At 45.3% G+C, this 22,391-nt stretch carries 13 protein-coding genes; 8 read left to right on the top strand and 5 right to left on the bottom strand.

Going from position 1 to position 22,391, the window contains the following annotated elements:
• Positions 1 to 162: 162 nt before the first annotated feature.
• Positions 163 to 1,599, bottom strand: a complete 1,437-nt coding sequence (gene mobQ / locus QLH52_RS12020) for a MobQ family relaxase (RefSeq protein ID WP_319961709.1) — start codon at positions 1,597 to 1,599, stop codon at positions 163 to 165.
• Positions 1,600 to 2,898: 1,299 nt separating this feature from the next.
• Here mobQ and QLH52_RS12025 point away from each other — a divergent pair.
• Together QLH52_RS12025 and QLH52_RS12030 are read left to right on the top strand one after the other, a co-directional pair.
• Entirely contained in the window at positions 2,899 to 3,912 is a 1,014-nt protein-coding gene (locus QLH52_RS12025) for a YagK/YfjJ domain-containing protein (protein WP_319961710.1), read from the top strand.
• Positions 3,913 to 4,920: 1,008 nt separating this feature from the next.
• Positions 4,921 to 5,682 carry a hypothetical protein gene (locus tag QLH52_RS12030; protein WP_319961711.1) on the top strand — a complete coding sequence of 254 codons (762 nt, stop codon included), beginning with the start codon at positions 4,921 to 4,923 and terminating at the stop codon, positions 5,680 to 5,682.
• Here the strand turns inward: QLH52_RS12030 and QLH52_RS12035 are convergent.
• Positions 5,639 to 6,214: a DUF488 domain-containing protein gene (locus QLH52_RS12035; RefSeq protein ID WP_319961712.1), complete on the bottom strand. Its 576-nt coding sequence runs from the start codon at positions 6,212 to 6,214 to the stop codon at positions 5,639 to 5,641. The two genes, QLH52_RS12030 and QLH52_RS12035, sit on opposite strands and share 44 nt — an antisense overlap.
• Positions 6,215 to 6,451: 237 nt before the next feature.
• On the opposite strand from QLH52_RS12035, the gene QLH52_RS12040 reads away from it, so the two are divergent.
• The 6 genes from QLH52_RS12040 to QLH52_RS12065 all read left to right on the top strand — a co-directional run bounded on the left by QLH52_RS12040 (position 6,452) and on the right by QLH52_RS12065 (position 19,731).
• Positions 6,452 to 9,571 (top strand): anti-phage-associated DUF499 domain-containing protein, encoded by a 3,120-nt coding sequence (locus tag QLH52_RS12040; protein ID WP_319961713.1) that lies wholly within the window; start codon positions 6,452 to 6,454, stop codon positions 9,569 to 9,571.
• Between the two features lie 3 nt (positions 9,572 to 9,574).
• Positions 9,575 to 10,192 carry an anti-phage-associated DUF3780 domain-containing protein gene (locus QLH52_RS12045; RefSeq protein ID WP_319961714.1) on the top strand — a complete coding sequence of 206 codons (618 nt, stop codon included), beginning with the start codon at positions 9,575 to 9,577 and terminating at the stop codon, positions 10,190 to 10,192.
• A gap of 51 nt (positions 10,193 to 10,243) precedes the next feature.
• Positions 10,244 to 13,285: an anti-phage-associated DUF1156 domain-containing protein gene (locus tag QLH52_RS12050; protein ID WP_319961715.1), complete on the top strand. Its 3,042-nt coding sequence runs from the start codon at positions 10,244 to 10,246 to the stop codon at positions 13,283 to 13,285.
• A 28-nt stretch (positions 13,286 to 13,313) separates the two neighbouring features.
• Positions 13,314 to 15,074, top strand: coding sequence for an AAA family ATPase (locus tag QLH52_RS12055; RefSeq protein WP_319961716.1), 1,761 nt, complete (start codon positions 13,314 to 13,316; stop codon positions 15,072 to 15,074).
• Positions 15,074 to 16,930, top strand: a complete 1,857-nt coding sequence (locus QLH52_RS12060; protein WP_319961717.1) for an ATP-dependent helicase — start codon at positions 15,074 to 15,076, stop codon at positions 16,928 to 16,930. Before QLH52_RS12055 ends, QLH52_RS12060 begins: the two co-directional genes overlap by 1 nt.
• A 65-nt stretch (positions 16,931 to 16,995) precedes the next feature.
• Positions 16,996 to 19,731: a phospholipase D-like domain-containing anti-phage protein gene (locus QLH52_RS12065; RefSeq protein ID WP_319961718.1), complete on the top strand. Its 2,736-nt coding sequence runs from the start codon at positions 16,996 to 16,998 to the stop codon at positions 19,729 to 19,731.
• A gap of 152 nt (positions 19,732 to 19,883) precedes the next feature.
• On the opposite strand, the gene QLH52_RS12070 is transcribed toward QLH52_RS12065, so the two are convergent.
• The 3 genes from QLH52_RS12070 to QLH52_RS12080 all read right to left on the bottom strand — a co-directional run bounded on the left by QLH52_RS12070 (position 19,884) and on the right by QLH52_RS12080 (position 22,366).
• Positions 19,884 to 20,279: a group I intron-associated PD-(D/E)XK endonuclease gene (locus QLH52_RS12070; protein WP_319961719.1), complete on the bottom strand. Its 396-nt coding sequence runs from the start codon at positions 20,277 to 20,279 to the stop codon at positions 19,884 to 19,886.
• Between the two features lie 300 nt (positions 20,280 to 20,579).
• On the bottom strand, positions 20,580 to 21,878 hold the full coding sequence (locus tag QLH52_RS12075) for a Y-family DNA polymerase (protein ID WP_319961720.1): 1,299 nt from the start codon (positions 21,876 to 21,878) through the stop codon (positions 20,580 to 20,582).
• Entirely contained in the window at positions 21,878 to 22,366 is a 489-nt protein-coding gene (locus QLH52_RS12080) for a LexA family protein (protein ID WP_319961721.1), read from the bottom strand. Before QLH52_RS12080 ends, QLH52_RS12075 begins: the two co-directional genes overlap by 1 nt.
• Positions 22,367 to 22,391 lie beyond the last annotated feature (25 nt).

Raw genomic sequence — 22,391 nt, forward strand, 5'->3', positions numbered from 1 at the left:
TACAAACGCGGAATAACTTAATGTACTCCACTTTAGTTAATCACCCCCCCCGGCAGAGCCGGGGGCTTATTAATTTAGCCCCTCAAAATAGCCTTTACTTTACTGGAATCACCTAAAACAGATCAGCTTTTTCAAAGGATTAACTTAATAACTATTCGTAGTTTACCGGCTTAAGATTCTTTCCTGAGCCATATCTTTTTGTAACCCGAGTAATTTTCTGCACTCATTAGTCATTTGCTGTTTGAATTGCGCAATTTCATTGTTTAATTTATCAGCGCACCATTTTTCGTGTTTCGCACTAAAATAGAGTTTATTTAATTTAAGCTGATATTCAGTTCTCAGGTTATTGATCAATTTATCAGCTTTAACGGTTAATGGGCGATAACGTTCGTCTGTAACGGCGTGAAAATGCCATTCAGCGAGATATTTAGAATGCATTTCCCGCCAATACTCGGCTAAATGACGCCGATTGGAAATTTCAGATGCAAACTCAATTGCATCTTTCACTTCAAGAATATCTGCGAGTATCTGATGGTTGTACTGCTTAAGACAGGCACTTTCCAGGCGATGGAGGGCGCTTAGCCACTCTTTGACTTTGCCTTCTTGTAGATGCTGACAGAGAGTTTCAATGTTCTCGATGCGCGTTTTGATCTGGTCAGTCAATAGTGTCAACATTTCAAGGCTATCTTTCCAAAAATGTTCGGGGTCAAGCTTCATGCTGGATAATCCCTTGAACAACAAGCGATGCTCTTGAATAATCTCCAAATTGTGTTGAGGATCAAGCCATTCCTCGCTACCCAATTGCCTGGCAATCTCTGTTGCTTCCTCCTGGCATAATTCATCTCCCAGTATAGAGTTAGCTTTACTGGAGTCGCTGGCGATGAGATCTTCATTTGCCATATCCTCGATTACCATGGTGCCAGCGTCTTGATCGAATTTTGTTAACTGGGATTCAATCTCGATTGCCTGTGATTTTGTTTCCAATTCCTGCATCAACTCCCATTCTTTAGTGGCCCGACTGCGATGATCAATCCGGCACTCAAAGCCTTCTAATTCCAACATTCGGTTGGTTTCTTCCGCCCAAGATTTACGCCAGCGATACAGAAATGAGACATGATCCCATTGGCGTACTTTATTTCCAAAACCTTCGGTATTAATGCTGCGTAACGAAAGAAGTATATGGGCATGAAAATTTATTCCACCCTTTTTGTTGCTAGGGGCATGGATGGCAAAATCAGCAATCATGCCTTCTCTAACGAAGTTTTTAACGACAAAAGTGCGTACTAAATCAATGTACCCCCCCTCGGTCAACTCAAGAGGCAATGCGACTAAGAGTTCTCTAGCAAGCCGAGCATCCTTGCGTCTTTCAATTTTATCAACAGTGTTCCACAGCACTTCCCGGTCATACACCCATTCAGGTGCGCATAATGGAGCGACGATCTCAGAGTGAACGATCTTGGATTTATGCCGGTAGTCGTAAACGGTCTGGGTTTTTTCTTCCAACAGCTTTTGCCCCGAACGATAGGCAGCAGCTGCAACAATTCCTCGCCCTTTCGGGCGGGTAATGCGTTGAGCAACGAAATGATAAATAGCCATCATAAGCCCCCTTTTGAGCCCCAAATCCAAAAATCCCAGGTGAAATTATAATCACTTTAACCACTAGCAAGTCAAGCTAATATTCTTTCAATGCTTAATGCGTGCATTTAGATAAATTAAAGGAAATAGGTCGAAACCGTCGAACAGTATTTCTAAGCCGCTTTTTATCCTGCAGCGGCTATCCTGATTGACCATCGTTATGATGTTAAGGCTGATCTGGGACACGATAGGCGATCAGCTGGTGCGCTGGAGTCTTGACCAGAACGAGCAATTCGTCGAAGTCTGACACCAAGTGTTCGAACTCAACCTGGTGTTCAGTGCTACTAACCGAATAGAGTTGAACAGACGAGATCATTTTCGGGCCTGGCGTCTGCCGGGCCTGAAAGCACAGGGAGGCAAACAAGTCGGCATATCCAATGCTAATGCTGTGAAACATTGGAATCGATGCGTTAGTGAGTGATGGTTGAGTAGTACCTAGTAGCCGGAGCGCTTTGTTGGGTCAAAGCCGAGATTACGCGGGCGACCCAGTTCCGCCGGAAGCCGACAATCGCCAATAGACGAGTGGGCACTTTACATATCTGAAAAAGTGAGCTGGCTATAAGTACGAACAGCATCATTTGTCAAAGCTGTTCCCCCACTACTTCCACCTGCATGGTGGCCTTTAGAAGGGGTTCAATATCTGGCAGGGTTAGTAACAGGGCCGGTGATCGCTTTGCAATCAGAATGCTTTGCTGCTTTGAAATCGAAATCGGTGGCGGTTTTTATCGGAATCGGCACAGACAGATATACACAATATCGACTGCCTGACAAAGTGAAAATTTGAATCCAACAAAGTAAGTATGAGGAAATCCGAATTTATTACTTGGATATAAATCAGCCAAGTTAGAGCCATCAGCTGAACTTAGAATCAAGTTCAATAAAATAAACCGTAGTGTATATCATATGGACTTGCACTAACTCGGTATAAAAAATAGATTTTATTTTTGCTAGCGATCAAGCGCCTATTGAGTATTCTTATCAAGGAACGCTAGGGGTTTTTAAGGCAAGATATTTTTGTATTAGTATGTTATTAAATAATAGGCACTCTCACACGCCTTATTAACTTACATATCAATGCATCTTAAAAACTCCGATCACTGGCTACCCATTAAACAACTAATACATCAAACTGAAGCAGACTTAGCAATCTCTCATACAATTACTTGTTTTTTAGAAAGATGGATTGCTCAAAACAATCCATCTCATCAATATCAAGGCAGTGCAGGTTCATAACTAAATCCATTTAACCCAAGAGGTTTTATTATGAACACATTAAGCAATCAACTCGCTCAAATCAGCCAATTGACACAAACCATCATCAGTCAACCTAATGACCCGCTCTACATCGTCACAGATCAGGGTAATGGCTTGTTACAGGTGCAACTGACTCAGTTAGCGATCTCTATCGAGACCCTAGTTGAACAATATCTCTACGAGATCAAAGAAGAGTTTCCGATCCATGGCTTTCATCCCTATGTAAGCATATTCGTTAATAACGCTTTGGACTGTAGTCTTCGATCAGCGATAGAACATCAACGATCGCTGAAAAAAACAAACGACTTGTACCAGATGGGTGTCGACTATGAAGTGATGTTAGACCTCATCATTCGAATGAAAACCTTTGTCACTCAGATACTGGAAGTCGCCGGCACCTTCGAGTTCAAAGCGTTTATCTACAAGGCTCATCGCAACGCAAATAAAATCCATGGAGGGATGATGCGCTATATCGACTCCTTGTTCGAGCATTACTCCCGATTGGTTGTGATTAGGTTGGATTTGCATGAGGATGGTCCCATCATGAGTCGAGATGACATCGAGAAGAAGTACTGGCAAGCGAAATATGACTTTAATCATCTATTGAACAACGCCAAGATGAATAGCTTGTTCGATGATATGGTCGGCTACATTTGGTCCTTGGAGTACGGACCTGAGCGGGGATACCATTACCACTTAGTCTTGTTCTTTGATGGTTCTCAGGTCAGAGACGATGTCTACCTTGCTTGGCAGATCGGTGAATACTGGCACTCAATTATTACCAATGGACGTGGTTCCTACTGGAACTGCAACGTTAATAAGGAAGACTACCACTATCTTGGTATCGGTATGATCCACTATAGCGATGTCGAGAAGATCAACAATCTGAAGCAGGCTGCTGCATATCTGATAAAAGTCGATCATTACGTGCGTATGCTGACACCGGATAACGGCAGAACCTTTGGGCGTGGTGAGATACTACCTCCAAGGACCAGTACTGTGGGTAGACCTAGAGCCGCGTAATAAGCCCCGATACCGTGATTGCCGGTGGCATCCGTATATCTTATGGATGCCACCGTTAGTTCATAACCACATAGGCTTAATGTCATACAGACTCCTGAACAAAAATCATAAGTTGCCATAGCTAAATCATTTTATAGATAGTTCGGCTGATCGCTTATTCAGTAAGCAGGGAATAAACGCTTATCAGGTCGGCCAGGATCGTTCGAATCCGTTGAGAACATCTAAACCACCCCGTCAGGTTAGCTTAACTGCAAGCTAATGGCATTACAGACAATGCACCAGCCCTTAAAGCCAGTGCATTTTTTGATTTCTTCAGTTACACGCTATAACAACGTATCAATCTGCAATGCTTAATTCTCTATTGGGCTAACGCTTGAGCTTGGCGTCAAATAAATATTAGCACTACACTTTGTCTTGACAGGTTTAAGAGAGATGGTGGTCATGGAAATATAGTATTTGAACATCGAAGCTGAAGCCGGCTGGCGGTTAGTTAAGGATTCGTGCTAATGAGCATCAGCAGATAAGACCGTCCGACAACGCTTCTAAGGTCCGGGTTGCTTACGTTGCGTGTCGAGGGCACGCAAACGACCCGTTGCAGATACCAGTGCCATTAACTATATTGGCGGAAGTAGAATACGTACTTGTCGTTCAAGGTAACATTTGTGCTTGATTCCAAGACCTGCCCCGTCTTCGTTGACCCGCGTCTCCGTGCGCTGAAGACCATTTAGAGAAAACGAAACGAAATCGAGCACTGTGAGTTTTCATTTGAAGAGTCTGAGGCAAAAGTAGCTATTGGAAGTGAGCTTGCGTTTATCTTTCGCTTTGCTACTGATTAAAGTAGGCCTTGTCTCGGTCGACCGAAGAATTAACGACCCTGACTGGATTCAGATGAATAAATACCAAATTAATCAATAAACCGATCATGTATAAGGACCACCTGTGCCAAATTCTTCCATCGAACGGATTCTAATTCTCGCAAAAACCTATCCATCGCCGAGTTCTAAATATATGGAAACGTCTTGTGTCGCCGGAATATCCGATAAGGGGCTGATGCGACGGCTTTATCCAGTGCCATTCCGATTACTCGAGGATAAGCAGCAATTTAGTAAATGGCAGTGGATTGATGTTAGAACCCGCAAGGCAACTCAGGATCATCGTGTAGAAAGCTATCGACTATATGTGGATACATTGGCGTGCGGCGAAAAGCTCGAAACCAAACAGAACTGGGCATTCAGGCAGCATTGGATAGAGCAAATTCCATCGTTTAATAGCTTCGACACCATCGAACGTGCACGTATCGACGACGGTCTATCGCTTGCGCTGCTGCGACCGAAAAAAGTCTTAAAGCTAAAAATTGTCCAAGCCAAAAGCCTGGAGTGGACGCCGGAAGAAAAAGAAAAACTAATGCGGGAACAGATGCAGGGCGACCTATTTTCGCAAGAGGACGCGGAACGCGACATTGCGACATTGAAAAAATTACCGTTCGATTTTTACTACCATTACCTTTGCGAAACGGCGGACGGCGAGAAGGAATATCAACATAAGATTGTCGATTGGGAGGCAGGCGCGCTCTATTGGAATTGTTTTTACAAGCACGGGCCAAATTGGGAAGTGCCATTTCGCGCCAAGATGGAAGTTGATCTGCCAAGCAAAGACCTCATGTTCTTGATGGGTAATCAGCACCGTTTTCAGCACCAATGGCTAATTATTAGCTTGATCTACCCGCCTAAGCCACAGCCGCAGGAGGTGACGCAATTTTCCTTGTTTTAGTTTCGGCCGAGTTGATATGTACGATATCGATCCCGTTATATTGCCGGACGGCATTTGCCACCATGGATCGATGACAAAAACGATAATCGGCTTCGTAGCAAAGTAAGGCGCAATTTGAGTAGGTCGCCGTGTCCGCCACGTACGCGATGGCTTGATCTTGGTTGCTCAGGTGATCCAAAAATCCTAGTGTGTAGCGTTTCCAGTTGTTATCTTGCTTATACTGTTCCCTGACTGGTTTTGGGCAACCCAACGCCACGACATGCAAGTATTCTATTCCTGAGAGGTTGAGTAAGTTAGATAACGCGGTTTTCGCAAAACCCGGTTTACGTGAACCTGGGAATTCGCGGATATCGATTACGGTGTCGATACTGTATTTTTTTAAAAGTGCCAGAAATGCATTAATATCGATGCCTTCGTAGCCTATTGTGAAAATCGTCATTGTTTTGCCCTCTCGGCAATAGTTTAGCCGACGCAAGGCTGAACCGATAGGTTTGTTTATTGATTTTGCCCAGACCAGCAATACACCGCTCATTATTATACCTAGGATTATTCACCCAATCGTTGACCAGTGTGGCGTCGCTTTGTCGCGGTACAATTGACGATGTAGGCATTCATAAACGCCGATACGACTTCGCAGTTTTCCCGTTCGACGATCTCCTTCCGCTAAACATAAGACAAACCAACCTCCTGATGTCAAAATAAGCTGTTTATACCCATAATTTGTTACACGTTAGAACTCAGCAGCTATCACACTAAAGGACCAGGGAGCATGATCAAAACCGTCAAACAGGCTTGCGTATTCAATCCAATCATCCGCGATTACCGGATGAGTCAAGCCATCGAAAATCTGGCTGACTTGATTAAAGACGAAGGCGATGGTCAGGAGTTTTTTGCTAGAAACTTCATCACCCAAGGCATGGATCAGCTGTTTCGTGAAGGCATGCTGCGCTTATCCGGACAATCCGACCAGGCGGTTTTCGAGCTGACGCAAGCAATGGGTGGTGGTAAAACCCACATGATGATTGCCTTAGGTCTGCTGGCTAGACATCCCGAACTTCGCTCTCAAATACTCCCAAACGATCTAGCCTCACGCATCAACTTCGGTAAAGCCCGTATCGCCGCCTTCAATGGTCGCAACAATCCGGACAACTTTATCTGGGGTGAAATTGCCACCCAACTAGGTCAAGCAGAAGCAATCAAACCTTACTGGATCAACGGTCCCAAAAGCGTCGATCAAGCCAAATGGAAAGAGATTATCGGCAGCGAACCCACGCTGATCATGATCGATGAGTTGCCACCGTATCTGGATAATGCCACCACCCAGGTCATCGGTCAGGGCACGCTAGCCAACATGGTGACCTACTCGATCAGTTGCTTGCTCAGTGCCGCCCTGGAACTGGATAACTGCTGTATCGTCATTGCCAATCTGTCTGGCAGCTACACCTCACAAACCAAAGCGCTGACCGAAACCATTGCCAACCTGCAACAGGAAACTCGCCGCCAAGCTAAAACCATTACCCCGGTACAACTGGCGGGCAACGAGATTTACGAAATTCTCAAAAAGCGCCTAATCCTCAGCTTGCCGGATGACAGCGTCATCAATGATGTCGCGGAAGAATATGCCCAACGCATCAAAGCGGCGACTGACGGCGGCTATATCACCGCCACCAGTATCGAACAAATTGCCGAACAAGCCCGCGAAACCTACCCGTTTCACCCAGCCTTTAAACATCTGGTGGCTTTGTTTAAGGAAAATGAAGGCTTCCGGCAAACACGCGGTTTAATGCAGTTTGCTGCCCGCTTACTTAAAAGTGTCGAAGACCGTGAGCTAGACGATGTATTCCTGATCGGTTCCCAGCATCTCAATATCAGCGATATGGATGTTAAAGACGAAATCAATCGGATTGCCCCCGCTTTGCAACCGGCTATGAGTCATGACATCGCCGATAATGGCAGTGCCGTTGCTCAATCAATCGATAACGATTTATCCAGCGATGCTGCTACTCAAGTCAGCACGCTATTATTGGCGTCGTCATTATCCAGGGCTGTTGGGGGGCGCATCGGTTTAACCGAAGGCGAAATTATCGAGTTTCTTGCCGCACCCAATCGCAAGCCTGACGAGTTCTTAACCGCATTGGAAAAGCTCAAGGAACACGCTTGGTATCTGCACCGCGAAGAGCAACGTTACTTTATTAAAGATACCGAAAACCTATCTCGCAAAATCGAGCGTAACGCCCGCGATATTCCGCAACCTAAAATCGATCAAGCCTTGATCAACCGTTTAACTGGCATATTGCAGCCAGTCAGCAAAGCAGCCTACCAAGAGCTCAAAGTGTTACCGATGCTCGACGAAATCCGCCTCACGGGTCCTAGAGTGTTGATCGTCGTGCGTCCGGATGGCAAATTGCCACCTCAGCAGCTCAATAACTTTTTCATGTTCCAGCAAGAAAAAAACAACCTGCTGGTGTTATCCGGTCAGGACAGCCACTTTGCCGAAGTCGTTGAAGAACGCTTGCGCGAGCTGTATGCCATTGAACAGATCGTCAAACATCTCAGAGACGGCGATACGCTGTTTGAAGAAGCCCGCGAACGTCTGGAAGATGGCGAACAACGTTTCATGAAAGCCTTGTCCGCGGCCTACAACCGTATCTATTTCCCAGGTGTTGACGAAAGTACTGGCGAAGAAGTGTTGTTAATGGTCACCATCGATAACGGCCTTAAAGTCGGCACCGGCGATCAGTCAGCGGAAAAACAAATCGAAGAATTACTCGCCAGTCCCCGTGCTAATTACAAACTGGCACTGGATGTCAAAAACGACATCAACAACTATCTAGCCCAAGCCGAAGTGTATCTTTGGCCGGAACGCGAACGTCGCACCCCATGGAAAGACGTACAAATGCGCGCTAAAAACAACCCGGAATGGCCCTGGATGCCCGGCACAGCGGGCATGGACATGCTGAAAGCTGAAGCCATGAAACAAGGTCGCTGGCGACTAGGCGAAGACGGCTATATCGAAAAAGGCCCATTCCCCAAGGACAAAACTACCCTCAATATCGCCCAGCAAAGTACCAACAAAGAATCTGGGGAAGCCATTCTGACCTTGACCCCTCGCAACTGCGGAGCCAGTCCTATTGTCCATTACTCCCACACGCCCAAGGTCTCAACCACTGACCCCGTGGTCGATGATCTGGATAATTTCACTACCACCGCTGCAACCCTGTATTTCCTGGCCGTCGATAATGAAGGCCAACACGAAATCGGCGAACCTAAACGCTGGCTGGCCGACCTGATCATTCGCCATGAAGTGCGTGCTGCAGCCGATAAGCGCCGCGTTGAACTGAAATGTGTGCCGCAAGCAGAGCTTTACTACACGCTCAATGGCAGTAACCCCAAAGAAGGTACCCGCTACGAAGCGCCGTTTGAAATTGGTGCCGATGCCTACCGTTTACTGGTATTTGCGAAAGCAGGCGAAGCGAATAAAAGCCAAGAGTTCAGTATTCCGGCAACCGGAGATGATCGAGTACGGATCGATGACACCAAGCCGGCACGCTTACCTGAAACCAAACGTATCAACCTCGATAACACCGAAAAAGTCTACGCGGTTATCAATCGTTTCCGCGACCGAACTAACACCTTATTAAAAGGCGTCAGCATCCAAATTGGCGAAGGTGAAAACACCGTGCAAATCCGCTTTTATGAGCGGCAAATCACTGCCCAAATTATCGAAGAGACCATCGAAAGCTTACGCAAAGTATTAAATGACGATCAATCTCAGGTCAGCATCAACATCGTTGGTGGCATCCAATTCGGCGACGGTTTTGCTCTCAAAGAGTTTGCAGAAATCAGCGGCATGCAATTAAAGCCGGGCGATGTGATTCAAGAAGCGTAATCAATGGCCACTCGCAAGAAAGATGTCGCTCAACCAATTTCCCATCCAACCCTGGGTTTTGGCGTACCGGCTACCAGCAATCCGCATCATTTTGTCGTAGAGATACCACGTAATAATACCGGTTCGGTCAGCGTCGTCGAAAATCTGGGCATGCAAACGCATGACCAATCGCAAAGTGAAATACCGCGTGTACTATTGGAACGCACCCGCTGGACTGCCATTCGTGGCGAAGTACAACGGGCTTTCAATGTTCGGCTGAAAGAACGCAATCTAAAAACCTCCACCTGGAAAGTCGGCGAAAATCCCGTAGATCGCTTGTTGGGCAAAGAACTCTGCATTTTGGCTTGGGCTATCGAAGGTATGGAATTCGATCATATTCCCATTGCCGTCCGCAACTGGCTGGCCTTACGTCCCGAAGAACGTTGGTGGTTGTTTGGCATGACCGCCATTACTACAGGTGGTGTCAACGACGGTGACAAAGGTTGGCGTCTGGCCTTGCGTCATGCGTTGGGTGATGTCGCGCAAAACGAATCCTTCAAGCCCCAGTCTGTTCAGATTCCATCTCGCGACAAAATCAAAGATAGCGAAACAGGATCGCTCAGCTTGTTTGATTTTGAGTAAGCTACCGAGCCAACCACAATTTTTAGTTTAATTTTTTAAGTAATCCCGACTATGACCAGCCTTACACCCTTCGCCTTGCAAAACACCCCGGCACTGATCGAATCGGTGTTTCCGGTACAAAAGGTGTCGTTTGAAGCGCAACGCGAACGTAAGGCCGGTGCTGGGCAAACCCTCACTGCGCTCGGCTCTTATTGGAAAGGCCGCAAACCCTTGATTTTGGTGCGGGCGATTGTGTTGGGCTGTTTACTGCCGCCAACGGATGATGCCGAAAAAGACCTTGAAATTTACGAAAAACTGTTGGCTTTCGACGAAGAAGGTTTGGCAAAACGTGCCCTAGCAAATAATGCCTTTAAGCCCAAAGACATACTGCAAACCCTAGATCTATTTGATCCTTGGGAATATTTCTCCTACAAAATCAAAAATTCAGAGCTGACCGAAGCACAAGTCGAAATGTGGACTGCCCCATTCGATACCGATGAAGAAGGCATTGCCGTCCGCTGGCAAAGTGATTTAGACGAATCCAAAAAACTGCACCTCTACAAACAGATGCTGCGCAGCTTATCCAGCTACGAAGCTCGCGCCGCGCTGTGTAAACGCCCGGAAGAACTGGATCAAACCGAATTGTTTGCCTCAGTTTGGCCGACGATCAACGCCTATTATCAACATCTGGGCATCAACGCCCATTCGCATCAAGATCTGGTTGAACAACTCGGCATGCTGCGCTTTGGTCACCGCCCCAAAGTCGGCGATACCTTCAGTGGTGGCGGCTCCATTCCGTTTGAAGCGGCACGACTGGGTTGCGATGTCTACGCCTCGGATTTGAATCCGATTGCCTGCATGTTGACCTGGGGAGCACTGAATATCATCGGCGCATCCCCGGAAAAACGGGCCGAAATTGAACAAGCCCAACGTCAAGTCGCCAAAGCGGTCGATATGGAAATTACCGAGTTGGGTATTGAGCATGATGCTTATGGCAACCGTGCAAAGGCCTATATGTATTGCTTAGAAACGCGCTGTCCGGAAACCGGTTGGCTGGTACCGATGTCGCCCAGTTGGGTCATTTCCAAAACCCGTAACGTTGTGGCAAAACTGATTCCAGATTATCAGCAGAAGCGCTTTGACATGGCCGTTGTAACTGGCGTGTCAGCCGAAGAGATGAAACAGGCAGAACTCGGCACGGTGCGTGATGGCATTCTGGTTTACACATTGGATGGTAAAACCTATCAAACACCAATTAAGACATTACGAGGTGATTACAGGGATATCGATGGCAATAACCAAAATCGCTTGCGTCGTTGGGAACAGCTAGATTTTAAACCTAGGCCTGATGATGTGTTTCAGGAACGTTTGTACTGTATTCAATGGATCACTAAGGATTCATTAAATGAAGCACGAAATGAAATCTTTTTCACCGGTATATCAGTCGAGGATTTGCAACGTGAGCAAAAAGTCCAAGAAATAGTTGCCGAAAATTTAGCTAGCTGGCAGTCGCAAGGATTTACAGCCAATATGCCAATTGAGTCAGGAGAAGAAACGGCAAGATTGAAACGTGAGCGTGGCTGGACATATTGGCATCATTTATTCATGCCCAGACAACTGTTAGGAATGAAGTTATATTTAGAGAAAACAGAAAAATTGCAAAACAAACATGCAGGGATAATTAGCTTTTTTCCTGATGGAGTACAGCGAGGCAGCAAACTATGTAGAATTGATGTGTTTCCAGGCCCTGGCCGACTTCCTAAAATTGTCGAAACATTTTCTAATCAAGCTCTAAATCCACTTTACAATTTTGGTGTTCGCAGTTGGTGCTATTGGGAGTCGGTGTTTGAGGGATGTAAGGATGTCGCTACCAGAATAACGATTCCAAAATTGAGCTCTATAGAGTTGATGAATGTTTCAGCAAATGGGGTATCAAAAAATTCCGATCTCTGGATAACAGATCCCCCTTATGCTGACGCCGTTCATTATCATGAAATTACTGAGTTTTTTATTGCTTGGTTGCGAACTAATCCGCCATTACCCTTTGAAGATTGGGTTTGGGATTCACGCCGCGCATTAGCCATCAAAGGTAGCGGCGACGATTTCCGGCGCGGCATGGTCGATGCCTATTCAGCCATGGCAAACCACATGCCCGATAACGGCATGCAATGCGTAATGTTTACCCACCAGGATACCGGTGTCTGGTCGGATATGGTCGGCATCTTTTGGGCGGCCGGTTTGCAAGTAGTCGGTGCCTGGTATATCGCCACTGAAACTACTTCCGAACTGAAAAAAGGCGGCTATGTACAAGGCACGGTGATTTTGATGCTGCGTAAACGCCCGGCAGGCGACAACCCAGGCTTCAAACAAAAAATCCTGCCTGCCGTGCGCCGTGAGGTGGAAGCCCAGATCAAGCAAATGCTGCATCTCAACGAAGAGGTGGAAGAGAAACTAGGCGAACCGGTGTTTAACGACTCCGACCTGCAAATGGCCGGTTACGCCGCTGCCTTGAAAGTGTTAACCGGCTACACCTCCATTGGCGGCGAAGATGTCACCAGCTTTGCCTTGCGCCCCAAACAAAAAGGTCAAGTTACCGTCGTCGATGAAATCGTCCAACAAGCCTCGGAAGCTGCCAACAGCCTTTTGATCCCGGAAGGCTTGCAAGCCGATACCTGGAACGCCGTCAAAGGCATTCAACGCTTCTACCTGCGTATGCTCGACATGGAAACCACCGGCGCATCCAAACTGGATAACTATCAAAACTTCGCCAAAGCCTTTCATGTTGAGGACTATACCAAGATCATGGCCAGCATGGCCCCCAACATGGCCCGCTTGAAAAGCGTCGAAGAATTCGCCTCCCGCGACCTCACCGATAGCACCGAAATCGGGACCACTGTTCTCGGCAAACTGATCATCGCCTTGCAACAACTGCTGCAAGACAAAGAGCCACACACTGTATTGGACTACCTAAACAGCGACATCACCAACTTCCTGGAAGCCCGCCCGCTGTTAATCGACATGGCTGATTTTATTGCTGCTAAAACTAAAGCCAGTAAAGTCAGGGATGCTGCGGAAATTTTGTCTGCGCGGTTGCGTAATCAGCGGTTGGCTTAGTTTTAATTTTTAACCCTTAGCAATTAATATGAGCATTTTAATAAAAAAAGTCAGAATCGCAGGTTTTAGAGGGTTAAAAAATATCGAAGTTGAACTTGAGCAGACAACTGTTATTACTGGAATGAATAATTCCGGTAAAACCTCATTTCTTAAAGCCTTGCAATTGGCTTTGGGAAATAGGCTGTTTTTATCTCAAGATGATTTTTATATACAAGATAATCAAATCTCACCAAAAATCATTATCGACTTATTATTTGTTCCAGTGAAAGAAAATAAAAAGGCCTCAGATTTTTCTGAAGACTGGGAATTGCTATTCACTACAAATAGAATTCGGAATGATGATTCAGGTAACTCGTTTGTTGCATCAAGAACAACCATTACCTTCGATTCTGTAAAAAACAGCTACAAGACACAGAAATCTATTCTTCAAACATGGCCTGATTTTGAGTCGGCGGATAAAAAAAACTGGTTCGATTCTGATGACGGCAAGGAAATGTCATTTGGATTTGAAGAAATTCCGTTTTTCTATATGGATGCCCAACGGGATATTTTAGAAGATATTAAACTTAAGAGCTCTTACATTGGCAAAATGCTTGCCAAAATTGAATATTCTGAGGATGCGATAAAAGATATAGAAGCTCAAATAAAGGCACTCAATGAAACAGCTGTCAATAGCAGCGATATTTTAACTACAATAAAAAACACGCTAAAAGAACTGGATACCGCTATGGATAGCCATAGTGAAGGCATTGATATTACGCCTTTCACTAAAAAGCTCCGCGACTTGAGCAAAGGCTTATCAATTTATTACAGCGATCAAAAAGATAGCTTTCCCATGGAATATCATGGTATGGGTACAAGAAGCTGGTCTTCACTTTTAACCCTTAAATCATTTATTACGCTGCTTAATAACAATGCTGCAGGAGAATCCCCATTTTTCCCCATATTGGCGATTGAAGAACCAGAGGCCCATCTACACCCTAATGCTCAGAAGAAACTTTACGAGCAAATTAACAACATCCCAGGACAAAAAATAATTTCTACTCATTCACCGTATATTGCCGCAGCATCGGATTTAAAGCAAATACGAAATTTTTATAAAGACGATACGGTTCATTGTGGAAAGATCAAAACCGAACTATTGACATCTGAGGAAATTAGGAAAATAAATAGGCAAGTCATAAATACACGAGGCGAAATATTTTTTTCTAAACTACTCGTATTTTTCGAGGGTGAAACAGAAGAACAAGCGTTGCCTATTTTTGCCCATCATTATTTCGGAAAAAGCCCTGTCGAGATGGGTATTGATTTTGTTGGAGTCGGTGGCTTCAAAAGTTATTTACCATTTTTAAGGTTCTCAGAGGAGCTATCAATTCCATGGCTAATATTAAGCGATGCCGAGCCAGATGCTATAACTTGGGTTGAAAAGCACATCAAAAACTCTGCTACGCCAAAATCTATAGATGAAGTTGTTATTTTTCTTGATAATGGCAACGACTTTGAGAAACAGATTATTAGTGATGGATTTCATGAGGAAATTAAAAGAGCAATATTATCTTTAAAAACCTATGAAAATGAACATCATGAAAGAGCCCAGAAACATAAGGATGAAGCAGAAGTTAATTTGTTCGATGCTCAGAAGTTATACGAAATATTAACTGGGGATAAAACTCAGTTTGGCCCATTAATCGCTGAGAAAATTGTTAATAGTGGTAAGAATCTACCTATTAAAATCGTTGATCTTTTCAAAAAAATTGAAAAAACTTTAACCAGTGGGGATTCAACCTAATGTCTACTAAAGCTCAGCTATCCCCCAAACAAGAACAAATTGTCATTGCAGAAGATGGCCCTATCTATGTTAAAGCAAGTGCTGGGTCAGGAAAAACACGCGTACTGACAGAAAGGATCCGTTATCTTCTAGGTAAAACTAAAAAGCAGATTTTAGCTTTAACTTTTACCAATAAGGCCGGTGAAGAAATAAGACAACGATTAGAGGATATACCTGAAATAAACAGCCGATTATTCATAGGAACCTTTCATGGCTTTTGCCAGCATGTGTTAGAAAATCATGGCAGTTTAGTTGGCCTATCAAAAATGCCACATATTTTTGAAGAGGAAGCGGATAGATTGGAGTTGATAGAGCAGGCTATTGCACAAACACCCTCTTATCGAGATGAATTCATAAATCAAAGCAAAAAAGATCAACAGAATTTTCGTTATCGTGGATTAGACTTTATCGCTAGCGTAAAAAGACAGCTTATAGCCGATGATGATCTGCATAATCATACAAATGACGATAGTATTGTTTTGCTTTATCAAACCTATCAAGATATTTTGCGTACGCAAAATGCAATTGATTTTGATGATTTGCTATTGTTGACCTACTCACTTTTTATTAATCAACCGAAAATTGCAGCATTATACAGAAGGAGTTTTTATGCTATTTGTATTGATGAGGCACAGGACTTAAATAATTCACAATATAAGTTACTCATCGCGCTTGCAAATGGTGAGCACAAAAATATCATGATGGTCGGCGATCCTAACCAATCCATTTTTCATTTCACAGGTTCTTCTCCGGATTTCATGGATAAAGAATTTGTAAATGACTTTGGTCCGACCATTTTCAAATTAAATGATAATTATCGGTCTTCAAAAAAAGTATTAGCTGCTGCAAAAGTAATAAGGCCAGAAAACGAAGGTTTCGCAGATGTTGTTAAAGAAGGTGAGTTTGAGTTAAAGGGGCTTGAAGATGAGCAAGTAGAAGCCAAGTGGATAATAAATAAGATAAAAGAATTAGTTGAGCTTCAATATCATAATGACATTGAAGGTTGTATTTGCTATGAAAAAATTGCGGTTCTTGCCCGCAATAAATATGTTTTCAACAAATTGGAGCTTGCGCTCAGAGAACATAACATCCCATACAACTACAAAATGACGCCCGGCGCTATTAAGTTTGAATCAGAACTAATGAAGCTTTTTGATTTAGCATTGCGTATAAAAATCAACCCGCAGGATGTGTTGCACAAAGAACGTTTATTAAAATATTTAGGAATTAATGATCATAACATAGGTGATTTAACAGCTATTGCCTCAATAGCGCCGATTGGCTTAGAAAAACAATTGTTAGAAATTTGCGTCAACCTAAATGTCGATGGCAGTAACCTGAAAAATCTTTTCGAGAAATTCAGGGATAACGTTGTAGCTGATGATGAAAATGATCGAAAAATGGTAATTGATGATATTAACGAATTATTGAATCACTGGGCTAATTACGCAAAGAAAACTGATAACAAATCGCTTCATCAATTCAAGAATGACATGGCATTAGGGAAAACCCATCAGCTAACTCAGCATAATGGTATAACCTTAAGTACTGTTCACACAATGAAAGGACAAGAGTTCGAAATTGTTTTCTTAATGGGAATGGATGATGAAACATTTCCTGACTATAGGGCTGTTAGGAATGGTGGAATCGATTTGACTCAAGAACAAAATAATTTGTATGTCGCTTTTACCAGAGCCAAAAGATTCCTTTATGTGACATGGCCGAAGAAAAGATTAATGCCTTGGGGCGATCCTAAGTTTAGGAATATTTCTCGTTTTCTTAAGTCGTTTGGCGATTCATATGCCGTTGTTAAATAAAATGCATGATGTTGACTAATTTTTATTGCGCAACTTCATTAACACATACTCATGACTAACTGATCATGACCCTTCGCCGCTTTTCTTCCCGCACCCACCGTCTCGATCAAAGCTTCCTAGCCGAACAATTGAAAGGTGCTCTCAGCTACCGTCGCATTGCCGGTTATTTCACAAGTTCACTGTTTGAAGTGGCGCATGAATGGCTGGAACAAATCCCCGATGTCAAAATCGTCTGTAACGTTGATATTCACCCCGATGATCTAAAAGTTGCACAACTGCGTGAATCCAAAATGCTAGGCCGTTGGAATGCCAACGCTATCGAAGCTGAAGCGTTGCTGAATCGTGATCGCTATCGGCGTTTGGATGCCTTTTTGCAAAAACACGGGCAAGTTATCCGTGTTGCGCCCGATAGCGTTTGCGGTTTCGTGCATGGCAAGGCAGGGGTGATTGAGTGCGCTGATGGCCGAAAGCTTGGGTTTATCGGTTCGATGAACGAAACCCGTAGCGGCTGGCAACATCATTACGAAATCCTTTGGGAAGATGATTCTCCGGAGGGCGTTGCCTGGATTGAGGCAGAGTTTGATTATTTGTGGAATGCCGCGAAGCCCCTCCCAGAGGCAGTCTGCAAGGAAGTTCGCCGCCGCAGTCGTCGCCATGAAATTTTACTGGATGATGTTGCCGACGATGACAACATTGCCCCGGCAGCGTTAATCGAATCGCCGCTCTATCGTGAAGGTTTGTGCTTACAACCCTGGCAGCAAGGTTTCGTCACGGAATGTCTCAAGCATTATCGTGATTATGGATGTGTCAGGCTGTTATTGGCGGACGAAGTGGGCTTGGGGAAAACCTTATCCTTGGCAACCGCCGCTTTAGCTTTGTGCTTGTTGATCGAAAAGGAAAAGCGCCGGCGTAAACCGGTCATCATCTTTGCGCCGGCCACACTCTGTGAGCAATGGCAAACCGAGTTGATGGATAAGTTGGGTATTCCGACTGCTCGTTGGCAAACCACTAAGAAAATTTGGCTGGATATAGATGAGCGGCCCATTTCGCCGACGGGTGCCGAACATATTGCAGTTTGTCCGTTACGCATCGGTATTGTCTCGACCGGCCTGATGATGCGCGATTCTAATGAAAAGCGGCATTTGCTGGATTTGAATTATGGCTTGGTGATTTTGGATGAGGCGCACAAAGCCCGCACTCGCCAAGGCTTTGGTGATAATGCCGGTGACCCGAATGAACTACTTGGCTTTATTTCCGCTATCGCCGCGCGATCTGATCATGTATTACTCGGTACTGCCACGCCAATTCAGACCACGCCAGAAGATTTATGGGATTTGGTACGTGTGCTGCATCAGGGCAAAGGCAATTTCGTCTTGGGTAATGATTACGCGCGATGGCACAAGCCGGATGAAGTGTTGCCGATTCTATCCGGTGAACAGGAGGTATTGGAATTAGCAGATGCTTGGGAGCTGTTGCGCTCACCATTACCTCCGGTCAATTCCACTGCCGATAGTCCAGTGCGTCAGTTATACAGTGCAATTCGGCAAGACTTAGGATTGAATCCGAGACAGTTTGAGGCTGGCAAATTGGCTGATTTGGACATTGGCACTCGCCAGGATTTCGAGATTGAGTTGGATCGTCGCGTGGCGAATGCGCCTTTCTTTCAACGAGAAAATCCATTTGTCCGCCATGTGGTACTTCGCAAGCGCACGACGCTTGAAGATGCTGGACTACTGAAACGGGTTGGCGTTGACGTGCATCCCGATGGCAAGAGAGTTAAAGATATTCATGCCTTTAATGCCTTGTTTGAAGGTTTAGCGGTTCGTACCGATGAGCATTTTCGTGAAGCCTATAATCAAGCCAGACTATTCGGGAAGGTTTTGGGTAAACGCGGCAAAGGTGGTGGCTTCATGAAAAACCTGATGCAGCAACGCATCTGCTCTAGCTTGGTGGCCGGTATCAATACCGCTATGGCCTTGCTTAAAGGCGTTACCTTACACGAAGAATTTGACGACATTGAGGAAGACGTAGCCCTGCAAACTGATGAAGAGCGCGCCGCGTTGGAACAGTTACTTCATCGTCTTAAGCAAATCGATAGCGACCCCAAATTTGAGGCCGTTTTACATTTTTTGATCAACGAAGGCTGGTTGGAGCACGGTTGCATCATATTCAGCCAATATTACGACACTGCGAGATGGTTAGCCGATGGATTGGCCGCACGGTTTCCGAATGAAGCTATCGGGCTATACGCCGGAGCCGGACGCAGCCGTTTATATCAAAGTGGTGATAGTGTCGGTATTGAACGCGAAACCCTTAAGGTTAAAGTTGCTGAGCACGAAATCAGACTTATGGTGGCTACTGACGCTGCCTGTGAAGGCTTGAACCTGCAAACATTGGGCACGTTGATCAATATCGATCTACCCTGGAATCCAACCAAACTTGAGCAGCGGATTGGTCGAATCAAACGTTTCGGTCAGGTCCGCGATAACGTGGATATGCTGAATTTGGTTAATGAGCAAACGGTTGATGAAAAAGTCTACGAACGTCTGTCCGAACGGATGCGGGATAAATTCAACCTATTCGGCTCCTTGCCGGATACCATCAAAGATGACTGGATAGAAGACATCGAAACGCTCGATGAAAAAATGGACCAGTACATCGATGCTCAGAAACGCGCGACCGGCTTTGACTTACGTTACAACGCCCACCTAGCCGCTTCAGACAAGGATTGGCGGGATTGTTCCAATGTTTTATCGCAACGCGATTTTGGAACGTTGATGCGGGAGGGTTGGGAGAAATAGCCAGCCTGTCTTTCAATACTCCGCTGCTGGTAGCGACAATTTTGCAGGGACAATTTAACTTGTGATAATTGTTAAATGCTAGTGATTGCTGGAATATGGCACACCCCAAGCTTTAAAAGCCGAGGTATGCATTTATTGGGTTTACTGCTGTACTAAACTTTCCTGAACGCTTTCAGAAAGTTCACAGGGTGATTGTGAAAACGGATGTGATCAGGGGAGTTCAATCGTTTTCTATTTTCACTGAATGCGGGAGCAATATAACCCCATTCCGCAGTTCGTGAAAAATAAATCACATAATCGATTTTGGCACCTTTCCACTTGTTTTCAACCGTGATCGAATCATTGCTCGACTCAACAGTTTTCACTTGTATGCGATAGAAATTGGTGTCGTCTGCAACCACCAAATCGGTTTTTTTGCCGTGATCTATCGCCGGAACCAAAACTTCCCAACCATCGCTTGAAAACCAAGCGGCGACCAGTTGTTCATAGGACAGCTGTTTATGAACAGCCAAAGATTCTTGTTTAATGTTTGAATTTTTAATAGGCATAAGCATTACCTTGATTAAGGGTTAATGCCGTATGACATCCGTTCAATGCGGGGCCTTATGTATACGGTCCGAGGTGGGCAATATGCCTAAACCTCCCGGTAAACATCAGTAACTACAATGTAGTAGTAATGAGTAGCAAAGGTTGCCAAACCTTACAAATCAGGTATTTTCCATCTCTTTGTATTAAGACTACTCGCAGCGATAGCTGACAGGTGATGTGATTCGCTTATAGAATAAATGCGCAATTTAGTGTTTGTCAATAGTTTCTAAGCTAGCTTTAGAAACCCAGTGACACGCTCGTTACTTACAATGCACTGTCATCAACTCCCGCCAGTCGGTGGTATAGCGTTGCGAAAGTCGTTCTGCTTTGGGCTTCCAGGTTTGGTCTATTTTGGTGGCGGCAATGGCGATGCCTTTGGGAAAGCGTCGATTGATTTGATCAACGGTTTGCATCAGGGGCCGGTTTTCGCTGGGCAGCTGGTTATCGGCAAACTCGAATAAGTCGAACTGACCGGGCGCCGTTTGCGCTTGTATCTGGTTGAGCTGGACGCCGCATTTTTGGTAGCCATAGCCGGGCCGGTATATGTCTTCCAGCAAGCGCAGCACAATGCGGGTGATGATGCGGCTGTCCTGACTGGGTTGGTCCAGTGTGTAACTGGCTGAGCGTTTATATTGCGGTTCGTGTTCGGCGAAGGGGTTGGTGCGAATAAATGCCGTCACGCAACCGGTAACCGAGTGTTGCTGCCTTAGTTTTTCGGCGGCTCGGCTGGCGAACTCGGCCATCGCCGGGGTCAGTTCTGGAAGCGTGGTTAATTTTCGACTGAAGCTGCGCGAACAAATGATTTGCTGTTTGTTGGGTGCTATTTCTTCCAACTCCAAACAGGCAATACCGTTGAGTTCCATGATGGTTCGAGCCATGACGACGCTGAATTGCTGCTGCATTTTCTGCGGCGATTGTTGGGCTAAATCCCAGACGGTTTGAATGCCCAGTTGATTGAGTTGCTTGGATAATTGGCGACCGATGCCCCAGACTTCACCAACCGGGACGATTTTCATCAGCTTTTCCCGTCGCTGGATGTCTGACAAATCCAGGACGCCGCCGGTCTGTTTCCATTTCTTGGCGGCAAAGTTGGCCAGTTTGGCTAAGGTTTTAGTCGGGCCCATCCCAACACAGACCGGAATGCCGGTATGGCGTAATACCGTTTTTTTGATCTGCTGGCCGTAAGCGATAGGGTCTTTTGTGCACGGGTAAAGATCGGTGAAATCCAGAAACGCCTCGTCAATGGAATATATTTCGATACTGGGCGCGAAGGTTTCTAAAACCGACATCACTCGGGCACTGAGGTCGGCGTAAAGCCCATAATTCGAGGATAGGAGTTGGATGTTATGATGCTTGACCAGATGCTGAATCTGGAACGCCGGCACACCCATTTTCACCCCGATGTCTTTAATTTCCTGGCTCCGACTGACGATACAGCCGTCATTATTGGAGAGTACGGCGACCGGTTTGCCGATCAGGTCAGGTCGAAATACCCGTTCACAAGAAACGTAAAAATTGTTGGCGTCGATCAAACTGATCAAACGGGGATTGACTGCCATCAGCTAAAGCTATGAATGGCATGCGTGACCACACCCCAGACTTGCATCTCGCTGTCTTCCTTTAGTTCAATCGGCGGATAGTCGGGGTTCTCTGCTTGTAGTTGCCACTGGCCGTTATCATGCACCAACCGTTTAACCGTAAACTCATCATTCAAGACACAAACGACAATAGAATCCGGCAGCGCCTCCAAGGCGCGATTGATCACCAATATGTCGCCCGGCAAAATACCGGCGTTGATCATCGAATAACCTTGGGCACGAGCAAAAAACGTAGCGGCCGGGTTTTGAATCATCAACTCGTTCAAATCCAGGTTTTTCTCGATATAGTCGTTGGCAGGCGACGGAAAGCCCGCCGGTACTTTGCTGGTAAATAACGGCAATGACAGCCGCGATAACGGTTCTGCAGGTTTAAACAGCGTGACATCGCATTGATCGCCGAATGGCAGAACAACATCATGATTAATGATGGAAAATGGCGTGACAGGCATATTGGCGATAGACTGAAATCTTGGG

This window comes from Methylomonas defluvii (genome assembly GCF_033949435.1).
GTDB lineage: Bacteria > Pseudomonadota > Gammaproteobacteria > Methylococcales > Methylomonadaceae > Methylomonas > Methylomonas defluvii.